Source organism: Citrobacter werkmanii (assembly GCF_008693645.1).
Lineage (GTDB): Bacteria > Pseudomonadota > Gammaproteobacteria > Enterobacterales > Enterobacteriaceae > Citrobacter > Citrobacter werkmanii.
Map to the genome: position 1 here is coordinate 3,891,987 of NZ_CP044101.1, position 20,661 is coordinate 3,912,647.

The following is a 20,661-nucleotide window of genomic DNA, read 5'->3' on the forward strand; positions in this document are numbered from 1 at the left end:
GCGTCTTTAGACGGAGCGTATCTCTGCGCCAGTAAACAGGTTGTCTGAAACGGCGGCGCGTCACTTTGGAGGCGAAGCAAAACAAAGTGACGCCGACGCACACCGCTGCGCCAGCCGCCGTCTTATCAGGCTTATCGTTGTATTAACCCTCTGACGCCATCATTTCTGCGTCAAAAAGATAACAAGGAGGAATGAACAGTACCGGAGGCGGATCACGACGATCCGGGGGCATCCCTGCTGAGGCAGGCGGCCTGCACACCGTGCAGTACCGTACCCCACCATACCTAAACTCTCGCCTTCCGGCGCACCGGTATTGTTCAGCATGGCGCAATGTTCAGTGCCGTGCATACCCCACGCGCCGGAAAATATTGCTACCGCATCAGGCGGAGGAGTCAGCATGTCGCGACTGTCACAGGATATGAAAAAACAGGCGCACCACGCAGGTGGCAGCCACAAAACTGTCCACGACCGCGAACAGATGGCGCAGCGTTTTGCCCGTCATCTGCTGGCGCAGAATATTCAGGTCACCAGCACCAGCCAGCTCAAAGCCAGACACGTCGCTGGATATATCCATGAACGGCTGGAACAGGGTATTTCGCTGCGAACGCTACAGAATGAGATGGCGATGGTGCGCTCTATTTTGGTTGAAGCCGGACGCACACAACTCAGCCAGTCAGAATTAATCAGCAACAAATCACTCGGTATCAGCGGTGCCAGCCGCGACGGAACGCACCGGGCCATTCCGGATGCGCTTTACCATCAGGTACTGGACCGGGTTCATCATATCGACGCAGGCCTCGCAGCCAGCCTGCAACTGGCGCGGGTGATGGGCCTGCGTGGTCAGGAGGCGGTACAGTGCTGCCAGTCGCTGAAAACCTGGGATAAACAGCTGGAAAAAGGGGCTGAACGTCTACCGGTGATCTTCGGCACCAAAGGCGGGCGACCGCGCATGACACAGGTGACGGACCGGGAAGCGGTTCGTCAGGCAGTGAAAGAGGCGCTTGGGATTGCCGGGGAGCGTAACGGGCATCTCATTGACAAGCCGGATCTGAAATCCGCAATGGACTACTGGCACAACCATCTCCGCGATACCGGGCTGACGGGGGAATACTCTCCCCACTCCCTGCGCTATGCCTGGGCGCAGGATGCGATCCGCTATTACGAAGAGCAGGGTCTGAGCCATAAAGAGGCGCTGGCGGTGACTTCAACGGATCTGGGGCATGGTGATGGGCGGGGAAGATATATTGAGCAGGTATACGGGTATACTGATTGAATCTCACTAATACAAGATGTTTCATTCCTTTTTGTATGTAAAAATTCATAACTACTTTAAAATTTTAAATGCACAATAAAAATATAGATAGATAATGTGTACTGTTTCCATTTCACCACACTTGAGTTTAAAATACCAAGATTCATCTAAAACCAGGATTGTGTCATGAAAATTTCATATTTAAAATCATCTCCGTCAATGATTGAAGTTTTAAAAAATAACTATGAAGCATTTATAATCAAAAACTATAAATTCAATCACTTAGGTTTATTTCATGACGAAGACAGTATTTATGCTGTAATACAGAATTACAAAGAATCTAATACTACGTTAGATGAAATACAAGAACTTTACAACTACAGATTTAAAACCGCAGGTGTTCCGGAACCAACGTTTACAGAAGAAGTAAAAGACAACTATATAAAAATAGATCTTAGAAATACATATGAAAAAGTAAGTTTATTTGGCCAACCATTTAACGCATTCGAATTTAATAATAACATACGCATAGCCATACCATCTAAATTTCATCCTTTTCATGTTGACATGAAGTGGTCCGACAACAGTTTTACATTTACCTTCAATAAAGAACTTACTCCTAATGATATTGATGAAATCATTTTAATATGTGAAAGCTTAGGTTTTTATGGTTATAAATACAATATTAAAACAGACCATGAACTACCTGATTATAATCATCAAATAAAGAAAAGTAATACACAAGGAAATCTTACATTAGTTGCGAGTCAATACCTTAGGAATAATCAACCTAAAGAAATCTTGGAGAAATATGAAGAGGATCAAGACTTTTGGACAGAAAAAAGAGCCAATATTTTTTCAGATGTCAATCTAACCAAGGATGAATGTCTTATTGATTCATTCAGAAAGAGTCAAAACAGATGCTTTGTCGATGCCAGTGTATTTCCACGAAATAACATAAGAGAATATATATCACTGTATGACACTGTAATCATTGCAATTCCATTAGCAGATTCACCCAATAGTCAGAGTTTTTATGACATTTTTAAAATAAGCAAGATTGAGCTGTTAGAGTTAGTTCGACGTGGACGTATAAAATTCGTCGCATTCCAAAATCTCCAGCGGTATGATTCAAATTTTTTGGCGGATGTTCTGTCTGTTGATCCAGAATGTGTATTATTTTCAAGAAGATTAGCCGCCGCGACATTATTAGCAATTAGAGAAAAAACAGGATTATTTGGATTCGCATTTGATAGCAGCACTCAATATAACTTATTGAAAGAATGCTACAATTCAAAAGTCGATGCACTTAAAATATTAGCAGAGTCGTTATCGGAAAATATAGCATTTTTTGAGTATGGCATAAATCAAAGAGGTGCATTGGGTATTAGTCAATTTTGTGGGGCAAGCTTTGCAGCCCAAATATATAAATCACGCGGTCGCGATTATGGTATTGAGCTAATGACAAGCGCAATGTCACTTGAGTTCTCACTAGGGCTAGGGGCACATCACTTTCCCTTTGAGCACACAGGTTATTCTGAGGTAAATGCCTGTAAAATCCTTAATGGCATATATAATGGAGTTCAGCAATCACAAAATGAACTTCGAGAAATGGAGATACAGACTTTACTATCAAATATTTTCACTATTAATAACGACATGAATGTTCTCGAGTTAGATGACATCTTAAGCAAATACAGTCGACGTATGATCCCACAAATATTACAAGAGTATGCCCATCTGACACCTGAAGAATTAAGCTTTAAGATATACTCTCTAAATAAAGATATTAAAGCAATTGAAAAGAGGAAGCAAAATTTGTCTATTTTAGACTTGTCAGGTTTTGCCCCAGTAGTTGCAGGGGCAGTAATGGAGTATAAGGGACTATCGGGAGCGGGTTATATTGCGTTGCTACCATGGATTTTCAAATTATTAAAAGTCACCACCAATAATTCAAATATATTCAGCAATGAAATATTTAGTAATTTAGAAGCTTTAACTTTAAATACTCCAAGAAACACAATGTTGGTACATAAAATAAGACAAGACATGCCTAAATAGTACGTTTTAATTCGATGCATTATACTATTTGCACATCAACCAAGCCCATACGAATGTATGGGCCATAACGATGCTTTCACAGGTATGGCCATTTATTTGGAAAATTTTAAATCAGATCGTTTAATCTTTTTTTCTAGTATAGCAACCATTTCTCTTAACTTTTTTATAATTTCAATAATCGCCCTACATTGCATCCATCACGAATAAAATGAATTGAGAATGAGTTCATTGAAAAAATCTCATCAATTCATAATGTAATTTAGTGATCTTTTGAAGAATAACCCTCGATCTCTATAACAACTTCTAAAGTATACCCACCATTCTGGCTTGCAAAATCCTCTTTGGTAATAGACACATAGCGATTATCTTTCTTTATCATAACTGGGATCTTACTAAATAGCTCATTAATATTAAAGTCATCATCCCCTAATGCTTTTGATATTAATTCTTCCGCAAGCAATGAAATGGTATTTTTTGAACAATTTGATATGGGTGAATTATTTATATTAGCTCTTAACTTGAGTTTCTTAGCAGCATATTCATCTCCATATAAATAATATGCAACATTATCACGAAATAAACCATCATTACCAATCTCAATCATATGACTACATGATATCCAAGTATCAAAACTGAAATGATAATCATTGGTGTCAACTCCTTTTCCAACAAGAAAATCTTTGGCTAAGAATGGTGACCACCCATATTTATTATCTACTTCGGGTGGATTAGATTCGATTTTTTTCCGTAATTTTACGTCTTTTAAACTTGCCTTAATTCCTTCTTTCGTCTTAATTTCATTAATATGTATGTTTCTTACCCAGCGATTAAGAGCATCAAGATCTGTTCTAAAGAAGCAAATCGCTAATTTTTTTGCATAATTAAACAGAGCCTCATCGTCAAAATATATTTTTAATCCTAATAACTTAGTTTCATAAGCTTGATAAAGGTAAAGCATATAAATAAATGGCATAAACGAAAATGATAATAAAACTGGCGTCAGAAGTTCAGTAAGATTAGCCCAAGAAAACATTACCGAAGGCGACATAATTGAAACAAAAAATGAATGGGCAAAATAAAATATAACGAAAACGCCTAGTACTACCTTTATCGTCGCTCCGATTTTTTCTGTTTCTTTTTTCGTATTAGCTACGACAGCCAGCAACCCTAAAAAAAGCATAATAGGGTATATTATAAACTCTATAGCAAAGGAAAAACTTTGTAGTTCAAGAATAAATGTAAGTAGAGCACTTAATCCAATCGTTTCTTTGATTTGTGATTTTAAATAATACTTACTGCTCTTTATTTTATGTGTTTCAAAGATTGTTACGAAAGCATATGTAATTACCCATACCAAAGTGGTCTTAAGATTATCTGTACTCCAAACACCAATTTCATAAAAAAGCACAATACAAATAGACGTCCAAACAACCGCAAAACCTAATACTGTCAAAATTTGTTTATGGAAAAATGTTTTGATAAGTTGATAAAAAGAATCACTAATATCCTTTTTACACCAAAGCAGAGCAATGATTATTAACATCCATATAACAAAAGCATACTCTCTACTATTAATGTCCATTTAGTCACCATTACTCAGTTAAATTCATTTCAAAGTTACATTTTATCAAGCCTTTATCATTTTAAACTGAATTACGGTAGGCGTACCAACTTTGTATAAGATAGAATACAACAAGCTTCATGCTTCTTTTTTAGATAGTTTGTTGTTCGTGCCTATCGTACACTTTGCGACTGTTCGTTTTGCATCTATTCCAAGCATCAATCAATACAATAAATTTCAGCACCATAAAGATAATCATAAAAATCAACAAGATACAAAAACCCCTTCCATATCAACATCATCGCCACTCTTTTTGCGCCTTCCCTTCCCCGCAAAAAATCAAAATCTCCAACAAACTCAACCACCTCCATCACCAATTACAAGGACGCCAGCACCAAAATTCTCCATCGGTGATTACCAGAGTCATCCGATGAAGTCCTGAGAGCCCGCACGGCGCAAGCCCTGCGGGCTTTTTTGTATCTGTTGTTGCCCGAGGGCATCCGGCTAAATCCAGAGAAAATTGGTACACGTTTAGGTAAACGGTAGGATGTATACCTAAAAGCGTATACCAACTCATGAAGGAGCGGTCACAGTGGCACGGACAACACGCCTCCTTACCAACATCGAAGTTCTGCGCGCTAAAGCGTTAGAGAAGGATCTGACGCTACATGATGGCGATGGGCTTTTCCTGATAGTGAAAACCAGCGGGAAAAAGCTCTGGCGTTTCCGTTATCAACGTCCAGCGACAAAACAGCGGACAATGATGGGGCTTGGTGCTTTCCCAGCCCTTTCACTTGCTGACACCCGAGGGTTAAGAGCGGATTGCCTTGTTAGCCAACAGAATTGACCCACAAATTCAGGTCTAAGTTGCAGAGGAACAGCAGCAAATCGCCCTGGACAGTATTTTCTCAACGGTCGCCGCTAACTGGTTCCAGCTCAAAAGTAAAAGCGTTACCCCTAATTACGCAAAAGACATTTGGCGCTCATTGGAAAAAGATGTATTCCCTACTATTGGTGAGATCCCCGTTCAGAAAATCAAAGCCCGGACATTGGTTGAAGCACTTGAGCCAATCAAAGCTCGTGGGGCGCTTGAGACTGTACGTCGACTAGTGCAGCGTATTAACGAGATAATGATTTATGCCGTAAACACAGGTTTGATTGATGCCAATGCAGCATCAGGTATCGGAATGGCCTTTGAGAAGCCCAAAAACAAAACATGCCGACGCTTCGGCCAGAGGAATAGCCAAAGCTGATGCGTTCTCTGGTCATGTCGAATCTATCTGTTCCGACTCGCTGTTTAATTGAATGGCAACTCCTGACGCTTGTGCGCCCTTCTGAGGCCTCCGGTGCTCGTTGGACAGAAATCGATCTCGATGCAAAGCTTTGGACTATTCCAGCCGAACGGATGAAGGCTAAGTGGGAGCATATAGTTCCTCTATCTCTTCAGGCATTAGAGATTCTTGATGTGATGAAGCCTATCAGTGCCCATCGTGAACATGTTTTTCCGAGTCGGAATGACCCAAATCAACCAATGAATAGCCAGACAGCAAATGCTGCTTTAAAACGGATTGGGTATGGTGGGAGGCTAGTTGCTCATGGCTTAAGATCTATTGCTAGCACAGCCCTAATCGAACAAGGCTTTAATATGGATGTAATCGAAGCGGCATTAGCTCATATAGATAAAAATGAAGTTCGCCGAGCTTACAATCGTTCCACTTATTTAGGTCAACGTATTGTTCTAATGATATGGTGGGGTAATTTCACGCTAAAAATGTATAACCATTTAAAATGCTACCATTTTAAAATGGTAGCATTTTAACTTTAAAAGTATACAAAAAAAAATCACACAAGATTTAGAGCTTTCCACATACCACGATGAAGACAGATTGTTTTATCGATATCAAAATATGCATATTTATTCCAGTAAACATATTCATATTTATCCTCACCGAACTTATGACCTATAGCACTACATTTAAATAACACTTCAAGTAACTGCTTAAGCTTATCAATATCATTACCATTAGTATCATAATGTTGTAGCAATGTGCTAAATTTGAACTCTCTTTGCTTAATTACTGATATTGCTCGTAAAAAACTCACCACATCTACATCACCAATATAACCGCTGGTTTCATCTTTTATTTCAGGAAGAAAATAATCATTAGAATAAGCTCTAAGACCTTTATATATAGCGTCTTCACTTACTTTCACTTGAGTGTCATCATGATACTCCTGAATATATTTCAGCAATTGAAAAAAGTCCCTCGGCGTATGTCTTGTATGACTTAACAAAAATGAAAGAGTTTCGCGATTATTAATTTCCGCATGAAAGAAATCCTTAAGCTCATATCTGTTTGCAGTTGCAATTCTCGCTCTTAAATTAGCAGCTTTAACCAAATGAGTTTGCGAGGCATCTTTTACATCGTTATACCAATTAAGGACTATAGATGAATCATTTGCCGCCTTATTTTTATTCCCACTAGGTAATCTCTCGTATAAATCGACACGTATCAATATACAAATCTTAGCCTTAACCCCTTTAATTTTAAATTCTCTGTTAAGATTATTGGCTTCAAATATTAATGCCGACAGTATTTTTAGGTGCATCTCTTTATTTAAATAGACATCATCCAAACCATCAATCAAAACAATATTTGTTTTGCTAGATACTTTTTTATGAACCATATCCTTAAGAACATCAACTACATTATGAAATAGAATTGTAGCTTCACTATTAGCCCCTGCAGAATAATTAAATTCAAGTATTTTTGGTAATGAAATCTTAAAACTTTTCTTAGACGCACTAAGCGTAATATTATCAATATCACCAGAACCGAGCAACCCTATATCACGCAATTTTGAAACTGACTGGGAAAAATCGACTATATTTTCACTCCAAACCTCATTACCTTTTTTACTATCCATTAAATTCACTAATAAAGACAGTAATAAATAAGACCAGACTCTTGGAAATTTAGTTTCATCACTTTCATCACCAGGATAAATTTGCGAAAATTTCGCAAATGGATAATCTTTCAGGTATATATTAACTGCATTAACACTGTCAATATCTTCAAGCTCAGATTGAAGATTTATTTTTTCTGATATAGTTGACTTTCCACTCCCCTTGTACCCCTGGATAAGAAATTTATCTCCTCTTATTATCTTTTCTACCGCATCATTGTAATTATAAAAACCATCTTTAATGAGCTCTGGAAAATATGCTCTTTCTTGCTCTCCAGCAGTGCTACCAAAATTTATTTTATTAAACATACCAAATCTCCATATAATGAAAAAACACTGGCTAAAAAACCATGTATGATGACCGAGTTACCTCTAGGATATCTCACATGATCATCAACCAAGCCGCTAACAGCGATTTTGCACCACTGAACAAAATACGTACACCTACAGATTTTCACATTCATTCACCCATTTTAGACATGAGTGATAGCGTTGCAACTACCTGATCTTTAGATCGTATATAAACAGAAATGATATAACTTACAATTCTCATGGAAGCCGTAAGAAAACCATCCTTCAACACCTGCAACATAATCTTTTCAATATCTTCACACAATGCAATAAAAAGGGGCAGGCTAATGCACCTTCAACCCTAGCCCTCCAAGTTTTCATCACCAAAAAAGTCGTCTAAAGCAATAAATAATAACAATTTCGACAATGCCTCCTCTTCAATCCCTCCCCGCATTATGGTTATGTTTTCATGCGAGTGTATTAAGAGAAACACTCGCGTCAGGCCCAGTACCGAACGCCACAAATTTGTCATTCTTATACATGAAAATTTACACGCAAAGGGAGCCAGCTATGCGGAGAACATCTCGTGTTGTTTACATGATGCGTATGGCTGGTGTGATACAAAGCTGTGCCGCTGTTTAAGCGCGGCAGCAGAGACTACGCGGCAGCAGTAGCTTAATGATTGTAAAAGTCTGTTTTAGTACAAAGTAATTGAACATCAGGGACATGCCACTAAGTTAAGTAGCATCGATAAATTTTTGGTACCAGAAAGATGAATTCCAGCGACTTCCCTGACGCACTCAGAAGCGCTATACGTACACCGCACATTAATCCCCGTACTCATTCCCATTTGTTTGGATTAATGATGACAGCGGAATACTGATGCGCAGTAAATTGAAATAATAAATTATTATCCCAGCGCGCAATGCTCTCCCCGCCACGCCTGCCCGCTTTATAGGGCAGTTTTCATGCAGGTGCATGAACCGGCACAGGCCGCGCCGGTACTGGCGTGGTGGGGGAAATAAAATACGGGGATTTGCATGCAAAACCATGCACCTTATGGATGCATGGCTTTTTTTCGGAAAAAATAGCGGAATTTTGCGGATTTTTTTGCGTGCTACCGTGCGGCCAGTTCCGCACGTCGGCGGGTGTAAATCAGGTTCTGTGCCGGGTGAATTTCTGGCGATTATCATCCCGCGAAGCCGCATCAGGCCTGAATCCGATGGCCGTTAAAATGTCGCTGTCCTGCACGGAATAATTAATTTTTTCACCTGCGGCCAGCCACACCGACAGGGCTTCACGCAGATAATCAACCGAATGCTGCATGGCGCTCTGTTTTACTGCGGGAAGCTGTTCGTTAGACCCCATCAGCTCAGGTGCGAGCGTGGCGGCCAGCTCCGCGTCGTGCTGCTGCATAAAGTCATGGAGACGGTTGCGGATGCTGATGTGCTGCACCTCCTCATGTGAGCGGATATAGCGACCGGCGGCCTGATTAATCTCCCATTTTTTAACGTCGATATTGTCGCGCAAATCCTGCATTCTGCGCGGGATTTGTGTATTAGCTGCATCTTCCGTGATGCTTTACACTCCGGCCATGTAAACGACCGGAGTATAAATTTAACCTCTGTCAGAGTACTCTTTCAGCATGGCAAGAACCGCCCAACGTGCCGCATCGTCTGCAATATTGTCAGGCAAAGCATCAGCTCGCAGATTGATATAAGCATCAGCGGCCATTTTGATGGCCATGCTGACGGAGTCACAATCGTGCGTGGACAGCGTAGAAGTCAGCAGGCCATCAGGATCAATGCTGAGGAATTCAATGCGGCGAACCCCACGTTGCGGTAAATTTGCACGACGGTACAGCATAGGTCCCAGCACCTGCTCGCGGAAGAATGCCAACATACCCATCGCTTCAAAAAGTTCGCCCCTTCCCAGTTTAACCACCGCATAATGAAGCCAGATCCAGGCGCGGGACTCAAACCACTCCGGCGTCATGTTTGGCCAGTGAGCGCTAAACGTTGCCAGTTGTCGCTCCAGAGCAGTGTTATCACGGGTAAATAACACCGCTGGCTCCTCAACGCGTTGAGTGAGCATATCCAGGGTGACGAATTTCAGATCAACATGAAGGAGTTCAGGGCCATACAGGCATATAAGCAGACGAGGCTCTCCGACATGTTCCCCGGTGAAAGCATGCAGCAGATGGCCTAATGTTCCGGCGAGCGCCCTACGCTGCGCCATGATTTCGTTGTAGTAGAGGGGATCTACGACAACGACAAAATCGAGATCGGAGTATTTATCAAATCCGCCGTGAACAATCGAGCCACCAGCAAGAAGGGAATGGATTCGCGAATCCGACTGAAATTTAAGCTTGAGTTGCTCTGCAAAACTTCTGTGTAAATCGGGTAATGTACTCAGCATACTTTTTCCTGTTCACAAAAAATACAAAGCATTTCAGAATATCGAGTAGTTTATATTCAGGCCAGATATTTTTTGCAGGAACAGTCATGTCCTTTGAAGACGCTCACTTAGCCGCATGCCCACTATTGGTGGGGAAGACCAGAGAGCGAAGTGCAGCGTTTAGCTGGGGGAACGTTTGATCGTCTGCATTGGCAACGTCCTCAGATTCCATCGAATGGTGAAATCCTGCCCACCTTTCAGTCGTATTGCTAGCACAGTTTTAGAACGTCCTGTCAGAACGAATAGCGGATATGCAAGCCAGGATAAAATGTAGTTAGTCAAACCACCAACAAGTAATCTGCCGACACGGGAAAATACGCCATAAGAATTGCTACTTCATCGCGTCTATAAATGTTCAGGAGGGTTCAATGTCTTCATCTTTTCAACATCGTATCATTCTTACAGGTGGCCCTGGGTCAGGCAAAAGCACGATAATTGATACCATAAAAAAAAGAGGTTTTTGGTGTTCTAAAGAAGCTGGACGAGGTGTTATACAAGACCAGGTTAACATCGGCGGTGATGCATTGCCATGGGCCAATCAAACTGCGTTCGCAGAGCTCATGCTATCCTGGGAAATGCGTTCATGGCACGAAGCAGAAGGGCAAACAAGACCCTGCTTCTTCGACCGCGGTGTTCCTGATGTTGTAGGTTATTTACGTCTTTCAGAGCTTACCATACCGAAGCATTTGGAAAACGCCATCGAGAGATTTCGCTATAACCGAACCGTATTTATAGCACCACCCTGGCGTGACATATATGTACAGGATACCGAGCGCAAGCAATCTTTCGATGTCGCCGTCGCGACCTATCACGCAATGGTGCAAACATACCGTATGTATGACTATCAGTTGATTGAATTGCCATGCGTTTCCGTTGAGGAGCGTGTGGATTTTATCCTTTCCAGGATAGTATGCTGATAAAACAGCAACTACGCGTAATGGCGAATCCCCCTGCCTGAATCGGCCATCGTGGCATGAAAATACATTCTCTATGCGCGCGCTTGCAGACTGCAATTTATGTTTGTATGAAAATCCGCAATGAGGGTTTAAATTTTATTTAAGAGGGAATAAATGCGTACTCGTCCATCCTCTCGATTGATAGTTCTTTCACCTGAAAATCACGTTCTGCTCTTTAGGTTCTGCCATAAAGATGATGCTCTGGATGGAAAAACTTACTGGGCAACGCCAGGGGGAGGAGTTGAGCACAACGAGTCTTTTGAGCAGGCGGCGTTACGTGAATTATTTGAAGAAACGGGCCTGACAACAAAAACGGCGGGACCACAAATCGCCTCCAGAACCTTTCCTATGATGTTGCCAGGGGGTGAGAACGTTCTTGCTGAAGAACGTTTCTTTATTATTACTGCAGATAAATCAGATATTGACCGCTCAGGTTGGAGTAACAACGAAAAAGAAGTCATTCGCGAGCACTACTGGTGGAGCTTAGAAGAGCTCAGACAAACTAATGAAATCATCTTCCCACTCGATTTGATAATTAACATACTCGAAGGTTCCCCCTGCACTTAACTCTCTGAAACGGCTTAGATGTCCACTTCTGACACGAAGTGGACAAGTTACCTGAGCTGAAGGTCCGCTATGAGCGAGGAGCGGATATTTGCGATTCCCTGGCTAGCGCGTTAACTAACGCTGTTAGTATTATTTCAATAATTTTGCCATCAACTCAAAAAACATAGGCAGGTCGCGGCTGAAAGAGAAGGATGCGTTTATAGCCTTACGCGCGATTAAACCGTCAATAAAGGCAAAAAGAATAATCGTGACTTCCTCAAGGCTAATGTCCCGACGAAACTCTCCCGCTGCAATTCCGTCTACGATAATTCCCGCAATACTTTGCCGCATGATGGTATCACTGGATATATACGTTTTCTGCAATTCAGGGTTCCGCGCAGACTCCGCCATGATTTCAACCCACAGTTGATGCGTAACTGGGTAACCTACATCGCTTATGCACGATGTAACCTGCGCGCAAAGGCGCTCGAAATAAGTACCGTTAGACGGAGCATTGTGAGCGGTCAACGCTGAATTCTGCTCTTCAAGAACGATTGCCTTGATGAGGTCATCCTTGCTTTTGAAATACGTGTACATCGCTCCCTGGCTGATCCCTGCCCGGTTAGAAATTTCACGCACGCTTGTCGCACTAAAGCCTTTTTCTGCAAAACAGGTAGCGGCAGCGGTAATCAGCTTATGGTAGGTTTCGGTTTTCTTTAACATGTTGACTATTATGTTTAATCCAGGGCCCAGACTTTAGCGCGCTTTTTATCCTGGAGCCAGTATTGAACTCTGCCCCCAGAATCAGACCTTACTTCATAAGCGGCAATGCATTGAGCATGTTCTTCAGATTCAGCATATCCCAGGGTAAATGTTCAGCAAGTGTAAGGCCAACAGGTTCCGCTTTTGAGGTTGCCTGATCTACCAGATTTAGAACATCTGCAATAGATAGTTTACCTTCGGCGACATCACCAAAGTCATGTTCTCCTCTGCCAGGCCTGGCGAAAAGAACCGAACGGAAAAGTGACGGATCGAGAACGTCCAGATCAATGTGTATTGCCAGATGTTCAATATTTTCTCTCTCTACCCATTCCGCGACATCTTTCGCGTCGTTTTTAACCTTTTCAGGACCTATTGTCTCAATGCGATGACTAGCCAGATACTCAGCTTCATAAGGCAGCGGATCGTGGATACCTGCAATCATTATTTTTGAAGGGTTGAGTCTGGTGGATACATGAGCAACTAAATCTTTATCACCTGTCCCAATTAGCGCTCCAAGAACATGGGCATGGGCGTTTGGATATTGTTTGGAAGTCTGCACATCAGGATGAGAGTCAATCCAGAGCACCCCCAGTTTATCACCGTATTTATTGAGCAGATGGGCAAAAGGAGCCAGTGATACCAGGCAATCGCCACCAAAAACGACGATTGAATCAGGATCATATTTCTTAATCAGAGCGCCTGCATCGGTAAGCTGACTGATAATTTGAGGTTTGGCTGTGATGCCGTCCACTTCGACCTGTAGCTCCGTTGTGGGCTCATCAACCGGAACAGACTCAAAAGGGCCATCTGATTCGGGGGAAAGATACGAGAGAAGAAGCGAGCCAAGATGATAGGCTGGATTATTGCCACCTTGCCATTGAGGGAATAAAAGTCTGAGCGTTTTACTGGTCATAATTTGCCTGTGCCTATTTATAAACGAAATGATTTGCGTGAAGTAATTACCCGCAAAATGAATGAACGTTCATTCATTTTTGATCAGTCGTTGATCCTTCGCAAGCAGGGCAGCACGTTTAGTAAATTAAAAAAGGGAAAGAATCTTTGCAGTCTTATTTCAACCAAAGTCCACTTCTGGCACTAAGCTGACGACCAACAGAATCATGGGCCGTGACAAGCAACGAGCGAACATAGTTTACATCTCTACTGTTTATAGTAACGCTGAGTGGATGCTGGGTGCCGCAGGAGGGATGCTTCGGGGCGTATTGGACGTCGCACCAGCTCCCCACCGCAGTTCGGGCACTGGCCATTAAGTCGTTGGGTCACGCAATCTACGCAAAATGTGCATTCGAATGAACAGATGTAGGCCCCTTTTGATTCAGGTGGCAGATCTTTATCACAGCATTCGCAATTAGGACGGAGTTCAAGCATGGTGCTCTCTTATTGTTAAAGGCACATCATTGGACATACCAAAAGCCCTCTATCGGTATCACTTTTGCGATAAACGACGTTATTGTTTATGCCCGTATTAAATAAGCATGGTCTACAGGCCGGAAAAATCAAGAGAGTGAATTATTTGATAGAAACGCTCACCTTCGGAAACGAACGACCAGCCTATAACGCCCCAATCAATCACATAAAAATCAAACAGATAACACTTTTCATATCAACATTATCACTACGCTTTTTGCACCTTCCCTTTCGCGCAAAAAAACAAAACCCGCAACAAAAATAACCGTATTAATTGCTCACAGCTGCACTAAATGGATAAATAACGTTATCAGCACTTACAGTTTTTTCCTAAAGTCAGCGCTTCGTTTGTATGCCATGCTTCATTACGCTAATAACTTATAACGCTAAGCGAGGATATTATGAAAAAGACAATTATCGCATTATCTGCCATTCTGCTGGCTTCTCCTGTTATTGCCGCAACAACACACGCAACCGATAATGATGTAGCCGCCGCGCACGAAAACGCGAATACTGCAAAAGAAAAACTGCATCAGGCGCAGAATCAGGGCGAAGAGCAAAAATTAAAAGCAAAACATGCTGCTGAAGGTAAGCAAGATGACCTGAGCAGCAAGGTGAGTGAAGGTTCACAAAAAGCCTGGAATGATACCAAAGAAGGTACAGAAAAAGGCTGGAATGCAACAAAAGAAGGTGCAGAGAAAGGTTGGAATAAGACCAAAGAAGGTGCAGCCTCCGTTGAGAAAAAAATCAGCGAATAATCCTCCAGCCATTCAATAATAAAAAGCCGCGAAAGCGGCTTTTTACTATTAGCATGATCCGTCCTGCACAGCGCTGACACGTTCCTGACTTAAATCCGCAGAATGTGATGATGACAGAGTTCAAACGGACCCAACATGATGCCATGATCGTCACCGGGTGATAACCTTGTGGCGCCATCACCATCACGGTTGTAGACTGTCATACACTCATCCAGCGCCCCGCTAAAATACTGTCTGTTATTACCATAAGCTACAATTATATTAATTTTAGATAATCAGCCTCGCGCCTGCTGACAATAATGAGTAAAGGTTTACTATAGACCTGTCTTTTTTTAGCAGGAAAGTAAAATGAAAAAAACAAAAGGGTTGCTGATTATTGCCCTTGCTTTCACTCTGGCATCATGTGCTTCAATTCCTGAAAATATCAAAGGTAATAATCAACCAGATATACAAAAAAACTTTATCTCCGTGCATAACCAACCGGGGTTATATACAGGCCAGCAGGCCCGATTTGGGGGTAAAGTCATCAATGTAATTAACAGCAAAACGGATACGTTACTGGAAATCGCCGTTCTGCCGCTGAACAACGACGCTAAACCACAAATAGACGCCAGCTATCAGGGACGTATTATTGCCCAACAGAAAGGTTTTCTCGACCCGGTAAACTACAGAAACCACTTCGTGACTATTTTAGGGACAATTCAAGGGGGTGAACAAGGATTCATCAACAAAATCCCGTACAACTTTGTTAAAGTTGATTTACAAGGTATTCAGGTTTGGCATTTAACTGAGTCCGTCAATACGACCTATAATATGTGGGATTACGGTTATGGCGCGTTCTGGCCAGGACCGATGTGGGGAATGCCCTACTCCGCAAATACCGTAACCGAGGTTACTCCAGAGCTAGTGAAATAATCTCTGTAGTACGATGACGCGAATAGACTCAGGAGCCGAGTGTTTGCCAACACGCTTTCTAATCACTCCGCGTTTAGCTTATTGCGTCATCGTGCTCCATGCGATCCTTCGCTAAATATTCATTGTTTCTGTTACATATAATTTTAACCGCTAACTTTTAGCGCGGAAATGGGCGTTACTCTTCTCATGCCTGACCATCTTCTGTTATTTACCGATAACTCCCCCACCCTGCATGCCATAAAAAACATTTGTGCTTACGAATTCTTCAGGGATTACTATGAACAGAAAATGCTTACTGTTGATACCACTATTTTTTAGCAGCGTCATTATTACCGCCTGCGATAATAAACCTGCAGTAAAAACCACTACGATGGAACCCGAGGTCGGCGTTGTGACCTTAGCGCCTTCCTCGGTGAATATTAAAAGTGAACTTCCTGGCCGCGCGGTTTCATTTGAGATCGCCGAAATCCGCCCTCAGGTTGGTGGGATCATCATTAAACGTAATTTTATTGAAGGTGACAAAGTCAGCAAAGGAGAGTCACTGTATCAAATTGATCCCGCCCCGTTGCAGGCCAGGCTGGATGTAGCCAGAGGCGCACTGGCAAAGGCGCAGGCGGCGGCCAATAATGTGCGACTGACATTAAATCGGCAGTCAGCATTAATAAAATCCAATTACGTCAGCCGCCAGGACTACGACACGACGCGCTCACAGCTTAATGAAGCAGAGGCCAATGTCGCCGTCGCAAAAGCGGATCTTGAGCAGGCTACCATCAACCTTCGTTACGCCAATGTCACCTCGCCAATTGAGGGTATCAGCGGTAAATCCTCCGTAACCGTGGGCGCGCTGGTCACCGCGAATCAGGGAAACGCGCTGGTTACCGTGCAAAGACTGGATCCAATTTATGTTGATTTAACGCAGTCAGTACAAGACTTCTTACGCCTGAAAGAAGAAAAAGCCAGTGGGAAGATTGCCCAGCAGAAGGGCAAAATTCCGGTTGAACTGATGCTGGAAAATGGCAAGCCCTATCGCTATACCGGCACGCTTGAGTTTTCCGATCCAGCCGTCGATGAGACTACCGGTTCCGTGACCTTGCGCGCCGTATTCCCCAATCCGCAGGGTGAAATTTTACCCGGAATGTACGTCACTGCATTGCTGGATGAGGGCAACCAACAAAATGTTTTAATGGTCCCACAGCAAGGGATTACGCATAACGCGCAGGGAAAGGCCACTGCATTAACCCTCGATCAAGAAAACGTGGTGCAACTGCGCGAAATAAACGCGGTGAAGGCTGTAGGCAATCAATGGTTGGTGACGACAGGATTACATCCCGGCGATCGGGTCATTGTGTCCGGATTACAAAGAATCCGTCCGGGAATCAAAGCCAGAATCCTCGCTGCAAAACCAAACACACCTGACACGGTAACTGAACAGTAATATTTCAGGTATTAAGGACACTTTCTTCATGGCTAACTTTTTTATTGAGCGCCCGGTTTTCGCCTGGGTGCTCGCTATTATCATGATGTTTACCGGCGGTATCGCGATAATGAACTTGCCCATCGCGCAATATCCGCAAATTGCTCCCCCCACCATTACCATTAGCGCAGCCTACCCCGGTGCAGACGCCAAGACCGTTGAAGACTCGGTGACTCAGGTGATTGAACAGAATATGAACGGGCTTGATGGCCTGATGTATATGTCATCCACCAGCGATGCGGCCGGTAATGCGTCGATTATCCTGACCTTTAAAACGGGGACCTCACCTGATATAGCGCAGGTTCAGGTACAGAATAAGCTACAGCTGGCGATGCCTTCCTTGCCACAAGAAGTCCAGCAGCAAGGGATCAGCGTTGATAAATCCAGCAGCAATATCTTAATGGTCGCCGGTTTTATCTCTGATAATAACAGTCTGAGCCAATATGATATTGCTGACTATGTGGCGTCGAATATTAAAGACCCACTGAGCCGCACCCCCGGGGTCGGGAGCGTACAGTTATTCGGTTCGCAATACGCCATGCGTATCTGGCTGGATCCGCAAAAGCTCGACAAATATAACCTTACGCCGCAGGACGTTATTACCCAGCTCAAAGTACAGAATAACCAGATATCGGGCGGACAGCTGGGAGGAATGCCGCAATCAGCCGACCAGCAGTTAAATGCGTCGATCATTGTTCAGACACGCCTGCAAACTACCGATGAATTTGGCAAGATCTTCCTTAAGGTTCAGCAGGATGGCTCCCAGGTTCTGCTGCGGGATGTCGCTCGTATTGAGCTGGGTGCGGAAAATTATGCCACGGTGGCACGTTACAACGGAAAACCCGCCGCCGGGATTGCAATTAAACTTGCCGCTGGCGCCAATGCCCTTGAAACATCCCAGGCCGTTAAACAAGAGCTGAACAGGTTATCAGCCTGGTTTCCGGCCAGCATGAAAACCGTTTATCCCTATGACACTACCCCCTTTATCGAGATTTCAATTCAGGGTGTGTTTCATACATTGATCGAGGCAATCATCCTGGTATTCCTCGTCATGTACCTGTTTTTGCAAAGTTTTCGCGCGACGCTTATCCCCACTATCGCGGTTCCGGTTGTTATTCTCGGAACCTTTGCGATACTCGACGTCGCCGGTTTTTCGATCAATACGCTCACGATGTTTGGCATGGTGCTGGCAATAGGACTGCTAGTTGATGATGCCATCGTGGTGGTTGAGAACGTAGAACGTATTATTGCCGAAGAGCATTTGTCACCCAAAGCGGCGACGCATAAAGCGATGGGGCAGCTCCAGAGAGCGCTGGTTGGTATTGCCGTCGTTTTATCCGCCGTGTTTATGCCAATGGCGTTTATGAGCGGGGCTACGGGTGAAATTTTCCGTCAGTTTTCTATTACCTTAATTTCCTCCATGCTGCTGTCGGTATTTGTGGCGATGAGCCTGACGCCCGCACTCTGCGCTATGCTGTTGAAATCCCACGAGGGAGAAAAAGAAAACACCCATTTTCTGTTTACCCGTTTCAATCACTTCATGGAGAAATGCACCCATCACTACACTGACAGCACCCGTAGGCTATTACGTTGCACCGGCCGCTATATGGTAGTCTATTTAGTGATTGGCGCTGGCATGATGGTGCTGTTTCTCCGTACTCCCACCTCCTTTTTGCCTGAAGAAGATCAGGGCGTTTTCATGACCACGGCACAATTACCTTCCGGTTCAACGATGGTAAATACCAGCAAAGTGCTTGGGGAAATAACGGATTACTATCTGACAAAAGAACAGAAAAATGTTGCGTCTGTTTTTACCGTTGGCGGATTTGGCTTCAGCGGACAGGGGCAAAATAACGGTCTGGCATTTATCAGCCTGAAACCGTGGTCAGAACGCGTTGGCGAAGAAAACTCGGTTACCGCCATCATTCGACGGGCAATGATGGCCTTAAGCACCATTAATAATGCCGTCGTTTATCCGTTCAATTTACCCGCAGTCGCCGAATTGGGTACCGCTTCAGGTTTTGATATGGAGTTGCTGGATAACGGTAACCTTGGGCATGAAAAAATGATGCAGGCCCGCAACCAGCTCCTGGCTTTGGCCAGCCAGTCACCCGATGAAGTTAACGGGGTGCGCCCAAATGGACTGGAAGATACGCCGATGTTTCGCATTCACGTCAACGCGACAAAAGCAGAGGCGATGGGTGTGGCATTGTCGGATATCAACCAGACCATCTCTACGGCGTTTGGTAGCCGCTACGTCAATGATTTCCTTAACCAGGGGCGCGTTAAAAAAGTGTATGTCCAGGCCGATACGCCGTTCCGTATGTTGCCGGACAATATCAACCACTGGTACGTACGTAACGCCTCCGGCGCGATGACGCCGCTTTCAGCCTACTCATCAACCGAATGGACCTACGGCTCTCCCCGTCTTGAACGCTACAACGGACAGCCTGCAATGGAAATTCTCGGCCAACCGGTCGCAGGGAAAAGCAGCGGCGATGCGATGAAATTTATGGCATCACTGATTAATAAACTGCCAGCGAGCGTCGGTTATGCCTGGACGGGACTGTCGTATCAGGAGGCGTTGTCCACCCACCAGGCACCAATGCTGTACGGCATTTCTCTGATCGTCGTATTTCTGGCGCTGGCGGCATTGTATGAAAGCTGGTCAATACCATTTTCCGTAATGCTGGTTGTACCAATTGGGGTGGTCGGTGCTTTGCTGGCGACCGATCTGCGTGGCCTGAGCAATGATGTTTACTTTCAGGTTGGCCTGCTCACCACCATGGGACTTTCAGCTAAAAACGCTATTCTGATCGTCGAGTTTGCTGTCGAGATTATGCAAAAAGAAGGAAAAACGCCGCTTGAAGCCGCGGTGGAAGCTGCGCAAATGCGTTTACGTCCTATTTTGATGACGTCATTGGCCTTCATTCTGGGGGTTATCCCACTGGCAATAAGTGACGGCGCTGGCTCTGGCGCGCAAAACGCCGTCGGTACGGGCGTTATCGGTGGAATGCTGGCCGCGACCGTGCTGGCGATCTACTTTGTTCCGGTCTTCTTTGTTCTTGTCGAAAACATGCTGGCGCGATTTAAAACCCGACATTGATTCCCTGCCCTTGTAAGTGCTTATCCCTGGGATCGGGTAATAAGATCCCAGGAATGGCGCTTCGCTTATCAGATCTACAGTAGTTAGCAGACACAGCTATCCAGCGAGTTTCCTCGTGGATAGCTGGGCG

At 43.8% G+C, this 20,661-nt stretch carries 15 protein-coding genes and 2 pseudogenes; 9 read left to right on the forward strand and 8 right to left on the reverse strand.

Annotated elements, in window-relative coordinates; translation table 11 throughout:
• Nucleotides 1–397: 397 nt before the first annotated feature.
• Entirely contained in the window at nt 398–1,273 is an 876-nt protein-coding gene (locus tag FOB24_RS19305) for an integrase domain-containing protein (protein ID WP_150345342.1), read from the forward strand.
• Between the two features lie 165 nt (nt 1,274–1,438).
• Nucleotides 1,439–3,313, forward strand: a complete 1,875-nt coding sequence (locus FOB24_RS19310; protein WP_150345343.1) for a hypothetical protein — start codon at nt 1,439–1,441, stop codon at nt 3,311–3,313.
• A 259-nt stretch (nt 3,314–3,572) separates the two neighbouring features.
• Here the strand turns inward: FOB24_RS19310 and FOB24_RS19315 are convergent, their stop codons facing one another.
• Together FOB24_RS19315 and FOB24_RS24320 are read right to left on the reverse strand one after the other, a co-directional pair.
• The gene (locus FOB24_RS19315) at nt 3,573–4,856 is read right to left on the reverse strand and encodes a hypothetical protein (RefSeq protein WP_150345589.1); all 1,284 of its coding nucleotides are present in this window, start codon (nt 4,854–4,856) and stop codon (nt 3,573–3,575) included.
• A gap of 236 nt (nt 4,857–5,092) precedes the next feature.
• Complete coding sequence (locus FOB24_RS24320) at nt 5,093–5,239, reverse strand: hypothetical protein (RefSeq protein ID WP_190971844.1); 147 nt, start codon at nt 5,237–5,239, stop codon at nt 5,093–5,095.
• 227 nt (nt 5,240–5,466) lie between these two features.
• Between FOB24_RS24320 and FOB24_RS19320 the strand changes: the two are divergent.
• Nucleotides 5,467–6,693 (forward strand): annotated as a pseudogene (locus FOB24_RS19320) (integrase domain-containing protein).
• A 23-nt stretch (nt 6,694–6,716) separates the two neighbouring features.
• On the opposite strand, the gene FOB24_RS19325 reads toward FOB24_RS19320, so the two are convergent.
• From FOB24_RS19325 to FOB24_RS24490, 3 genes and pseudogenes are all read right to left on the reverse strand, one after another.
• Entirely contained in the window at nt 6,717–8,150 is a 1,434-nt protein-coding gene (locus tag FOB24_RS19325; RefSeq protein ID WP_150345344.1) for a P-loop ATPase, Sll1717 family, read from the reverse strand.
• A 1,099-nt stretch (nt 8,151–9,249) separates the two neighbouring features.
• Nucleotides 9,250–9,698: pseudogene (locus FOB24_RS19330) on the reverse strand (phage polarity suppression protein); the annotation flags it as partial.
• 51 nt (nt 9,699–9,749) lie between these two features.
• Entirely contained in the window at nt 9,750–10,550 is an 801-nt protein-coding gene (locus FOB24_RS24490) for a nucleotidyltransferase domain-containing protein (RefSeq protein ID WP_150345345.1), read from the reverse strand.
• Between the two features lie 407 nt (nt 10,551–10,957).
• On the opposite strand from FOB24_RS24490, the gene FOB24_RS19340 reads away from it, so the two are divergent.
• Entirely contained in the window at nt 10,958–11,506 is a 549-nt protein-coding gene (locus tag FOB24_RS19340; RefSeq protein ID WP_038632799.1) for an AAA family ATPase, read from the forward strand.
• Nucleotides 11,507–11,659: 153 nt separating this feature from the next.
• On the forward strand, nt 11,660–12,112 hold the full coding sequence (locus FOB24_RS19345; protein ID WP_150345346.1) for an NUDIX hydrolase: 453 nt from the start codon (nt 11,660–11,662) through the stop codon (nt 12,110–12,112).
• A 129-nt stretch (nt 12,113–12,241) separates the two neighbouring features.
• On the opposite strand, the gene FOB24_RS19350 is transcribed toward FOB24_RS19345, so the two are convergent.
• From FOB24_RS19350 to FOB24_RS19360, 3 genes are all read right to left on the reverse strand, one after another.
• On the reverse strand, nt 12,242–12,814 hold the full coding sequence (locus FOB24_RS19350) for a TetR/AcrR family transcriptional regulator (protein ID WP_137351676.1): 573 nt from the start codon (nt 12,812–12,814) through the stop codon (nt 12,242–12,244).
• Nucleotides 12,815–12,902: 88 nt separating this feature from the next.
• Nucleotides 12,903–13,766 carry an arginase family protein gene (locus FOB24_RS19355; protein ID WP_150345347.1) on the reverse strand — a complete coding sequence of 288 codons (864 nt, stop codon included), beginning with the start codon at nt 13,764–13,766 and terminating at the stop codon, nt 12,903–12,905.
• 245 nt (nt 13,767–14,011) lie between these two features.
• Nucleotides 14,012–14,239, reverse strand: a complete 228-nt coding sequence (locus FOB24_RS19360; protein WP_087856195.1) for a DUF1272 domain-containing protein — start codon at nt 14,237–14,239, stop codon at nt 14,012–14,014.
• A 440-nt stretch (nt 14,240–14,679) separates the two neighbouring features.
• Here FOB24_RS19360 and FOB24_RS19365 point away from each other — a divergent pair, with 440 nt between their 5' ends.
• The 4 genes from FOB24_RS19365 to FOB24_RS19380 all read left to right on the forward strand — a co-directional run bounded on the left by FOB24_RS19365 (nt 14,680) and on the right by FOB24_RS19380 (nt 20,531).
• Entirely contained in the window at nt 14,680–15,036 is a 357-nt protein-coding gene (locus FOB24_RS19365; protein WP_038632820.1) for a hypothetical protein, read from the forward strand.
• A 348-nt stretch (nt 15,037–15,384) separates the two neighbouring features.
• Entirely contained in the window at nt 15,385–15,951 is a 567-nt protein-coding gene (locus tag FOB24_RS19370; protein ID WP_038632823.1) for a Slp family lipoprotein, read from the forward strand.
• A gap of 277 nt (nt 15,952–16,228) precedes the next feature.
• Nucleotides 16,229–17,386, forward strand: coding sequence for an efflux RND transporter periplasmic adaptor subunit (locus FOB24_RS19375; RefSeq protein ID WP_085048906.1), 1,158 nt, complete (start codon nt 16,229–16,231; stop codon nt 17,384–17,386).
• A gap of 28 nt (nt 17,387–17,414) precedes the next feature.
• On the forward strand, nt 17,415–20,531 hold the full coding sequence (locus tag FOB24_RS19380) for an efflux RND transporter permease subunit (RefSeq protein ID WP_150345348.1): 3,117 nt from the start codon (nt 17,415–17,417) through the stop codon (nt 20,529–20,531).
• Nucleotides 20,532–20,661: the final 130 nt, after the last annotated feature.

Excerpts from the sequence above, each read along its gene's own strand:
- FOB24_RS19305 (WP_150345342.1), top strand. The coding sequence starts at position 398 with ATGTCGCGACTGTCACAGGATATGAAAAAACAGGCGCACCACGCAGGT.
- FOB24_RS19310 (WP_150345343.1), top strand. The coding sequence starts at position 1,439 with ATGAAAATTTCATATTTAAAATCATCTCCGTCAATGATTGAAGTTTTA.
- FOB24_RS19315 (WP_150345589.1), bottom strand. The coding sequence starts at position 4,856 with ATGTTAATAATCATTGCTCTGCTTTGGTGTAAAAAGGATATTAGTGAT.
- FOB24_RS19325 (WP_150345344.1), bottom strand. The coding sequence starts at position 8,150 with ATGTTTAATAAAATAAATTTTGGTAGCACTGCTGGAGAGCAAGAAAGA.
- FOB24_RS24490 (WP_150345345.1), bottom strand. The coding sequence starts at position 10,550 with ATGCTGAGTACATTACCCGATTTACACAGAAGTTTTGCAGAGCAACTC.
- FOB24_RS19340 (WP_038632799.1), top strand. The coding sequence starts at position 10,958 with ATGTCTTCATCTTTTCAACATCGTATCATTCTTACAGGTGGCCCTGGG.
- FOB24_RS19345 (WP_150345346.1), top strand. The coding sequence starts at position 11,660 with ATGCGTACTCGTCCATCCTCTCGATTGATAGTTCTTTCACCTGAAAAT.
- FOB24_RS19350 (WP_137351676.1), bottom strand. The coding sequence starts at position 12,814 with ATGTTAAAGAAAACCGAAACCTACCATAAGCTGATTACCGCTGCCGCT.
- FOB24_RS19355 (WP_150345347.1), bottom strand. The coding sequence starts at position 13,766 with ATGACCAGTAAAACGCTCAGACTTTTATTCCCTCAATGGCAAGGTGGC.
- FOB24_RS19360 (WP_087856195.1), bottom strand. The coding sequence starts at position 14,239 with ATGCTTGAACTCCGTCCTAATTGCGAATGCTGTGATAAAGATCTGCCA.
- FOB24_RS19365 (WP_038632820.1), top strand. The coding sequence starts at position 14,680 with ATGAAAAAGACAATTATCGCATTATCTGCCATTCTGCTGGCTTCTCCT.
- FOB24_RS19370 (WP_038632823.1), top strand. The coding sequence starts at position 15,385 with ATGAAAAAAACAAAAGGGTTGCTGATTATTGCCCTTGCTTTCACTCTG.
- FOB24_RS19375 (WP_085048906.1), top strand. The coding sequence starts at position 16,229 with ATGAACAGAAAATGCTTACTGTTGATACCACTATTTTTTAGCAGCGTC.
- FOB24_RS19380 (WP_150345348.1), top strand. The coding sequence starts at position 17,415 with ATGGCTAACTTTTTTATTGAGCGCCCGGTTTTCGCCTGGGTGCTCGCT.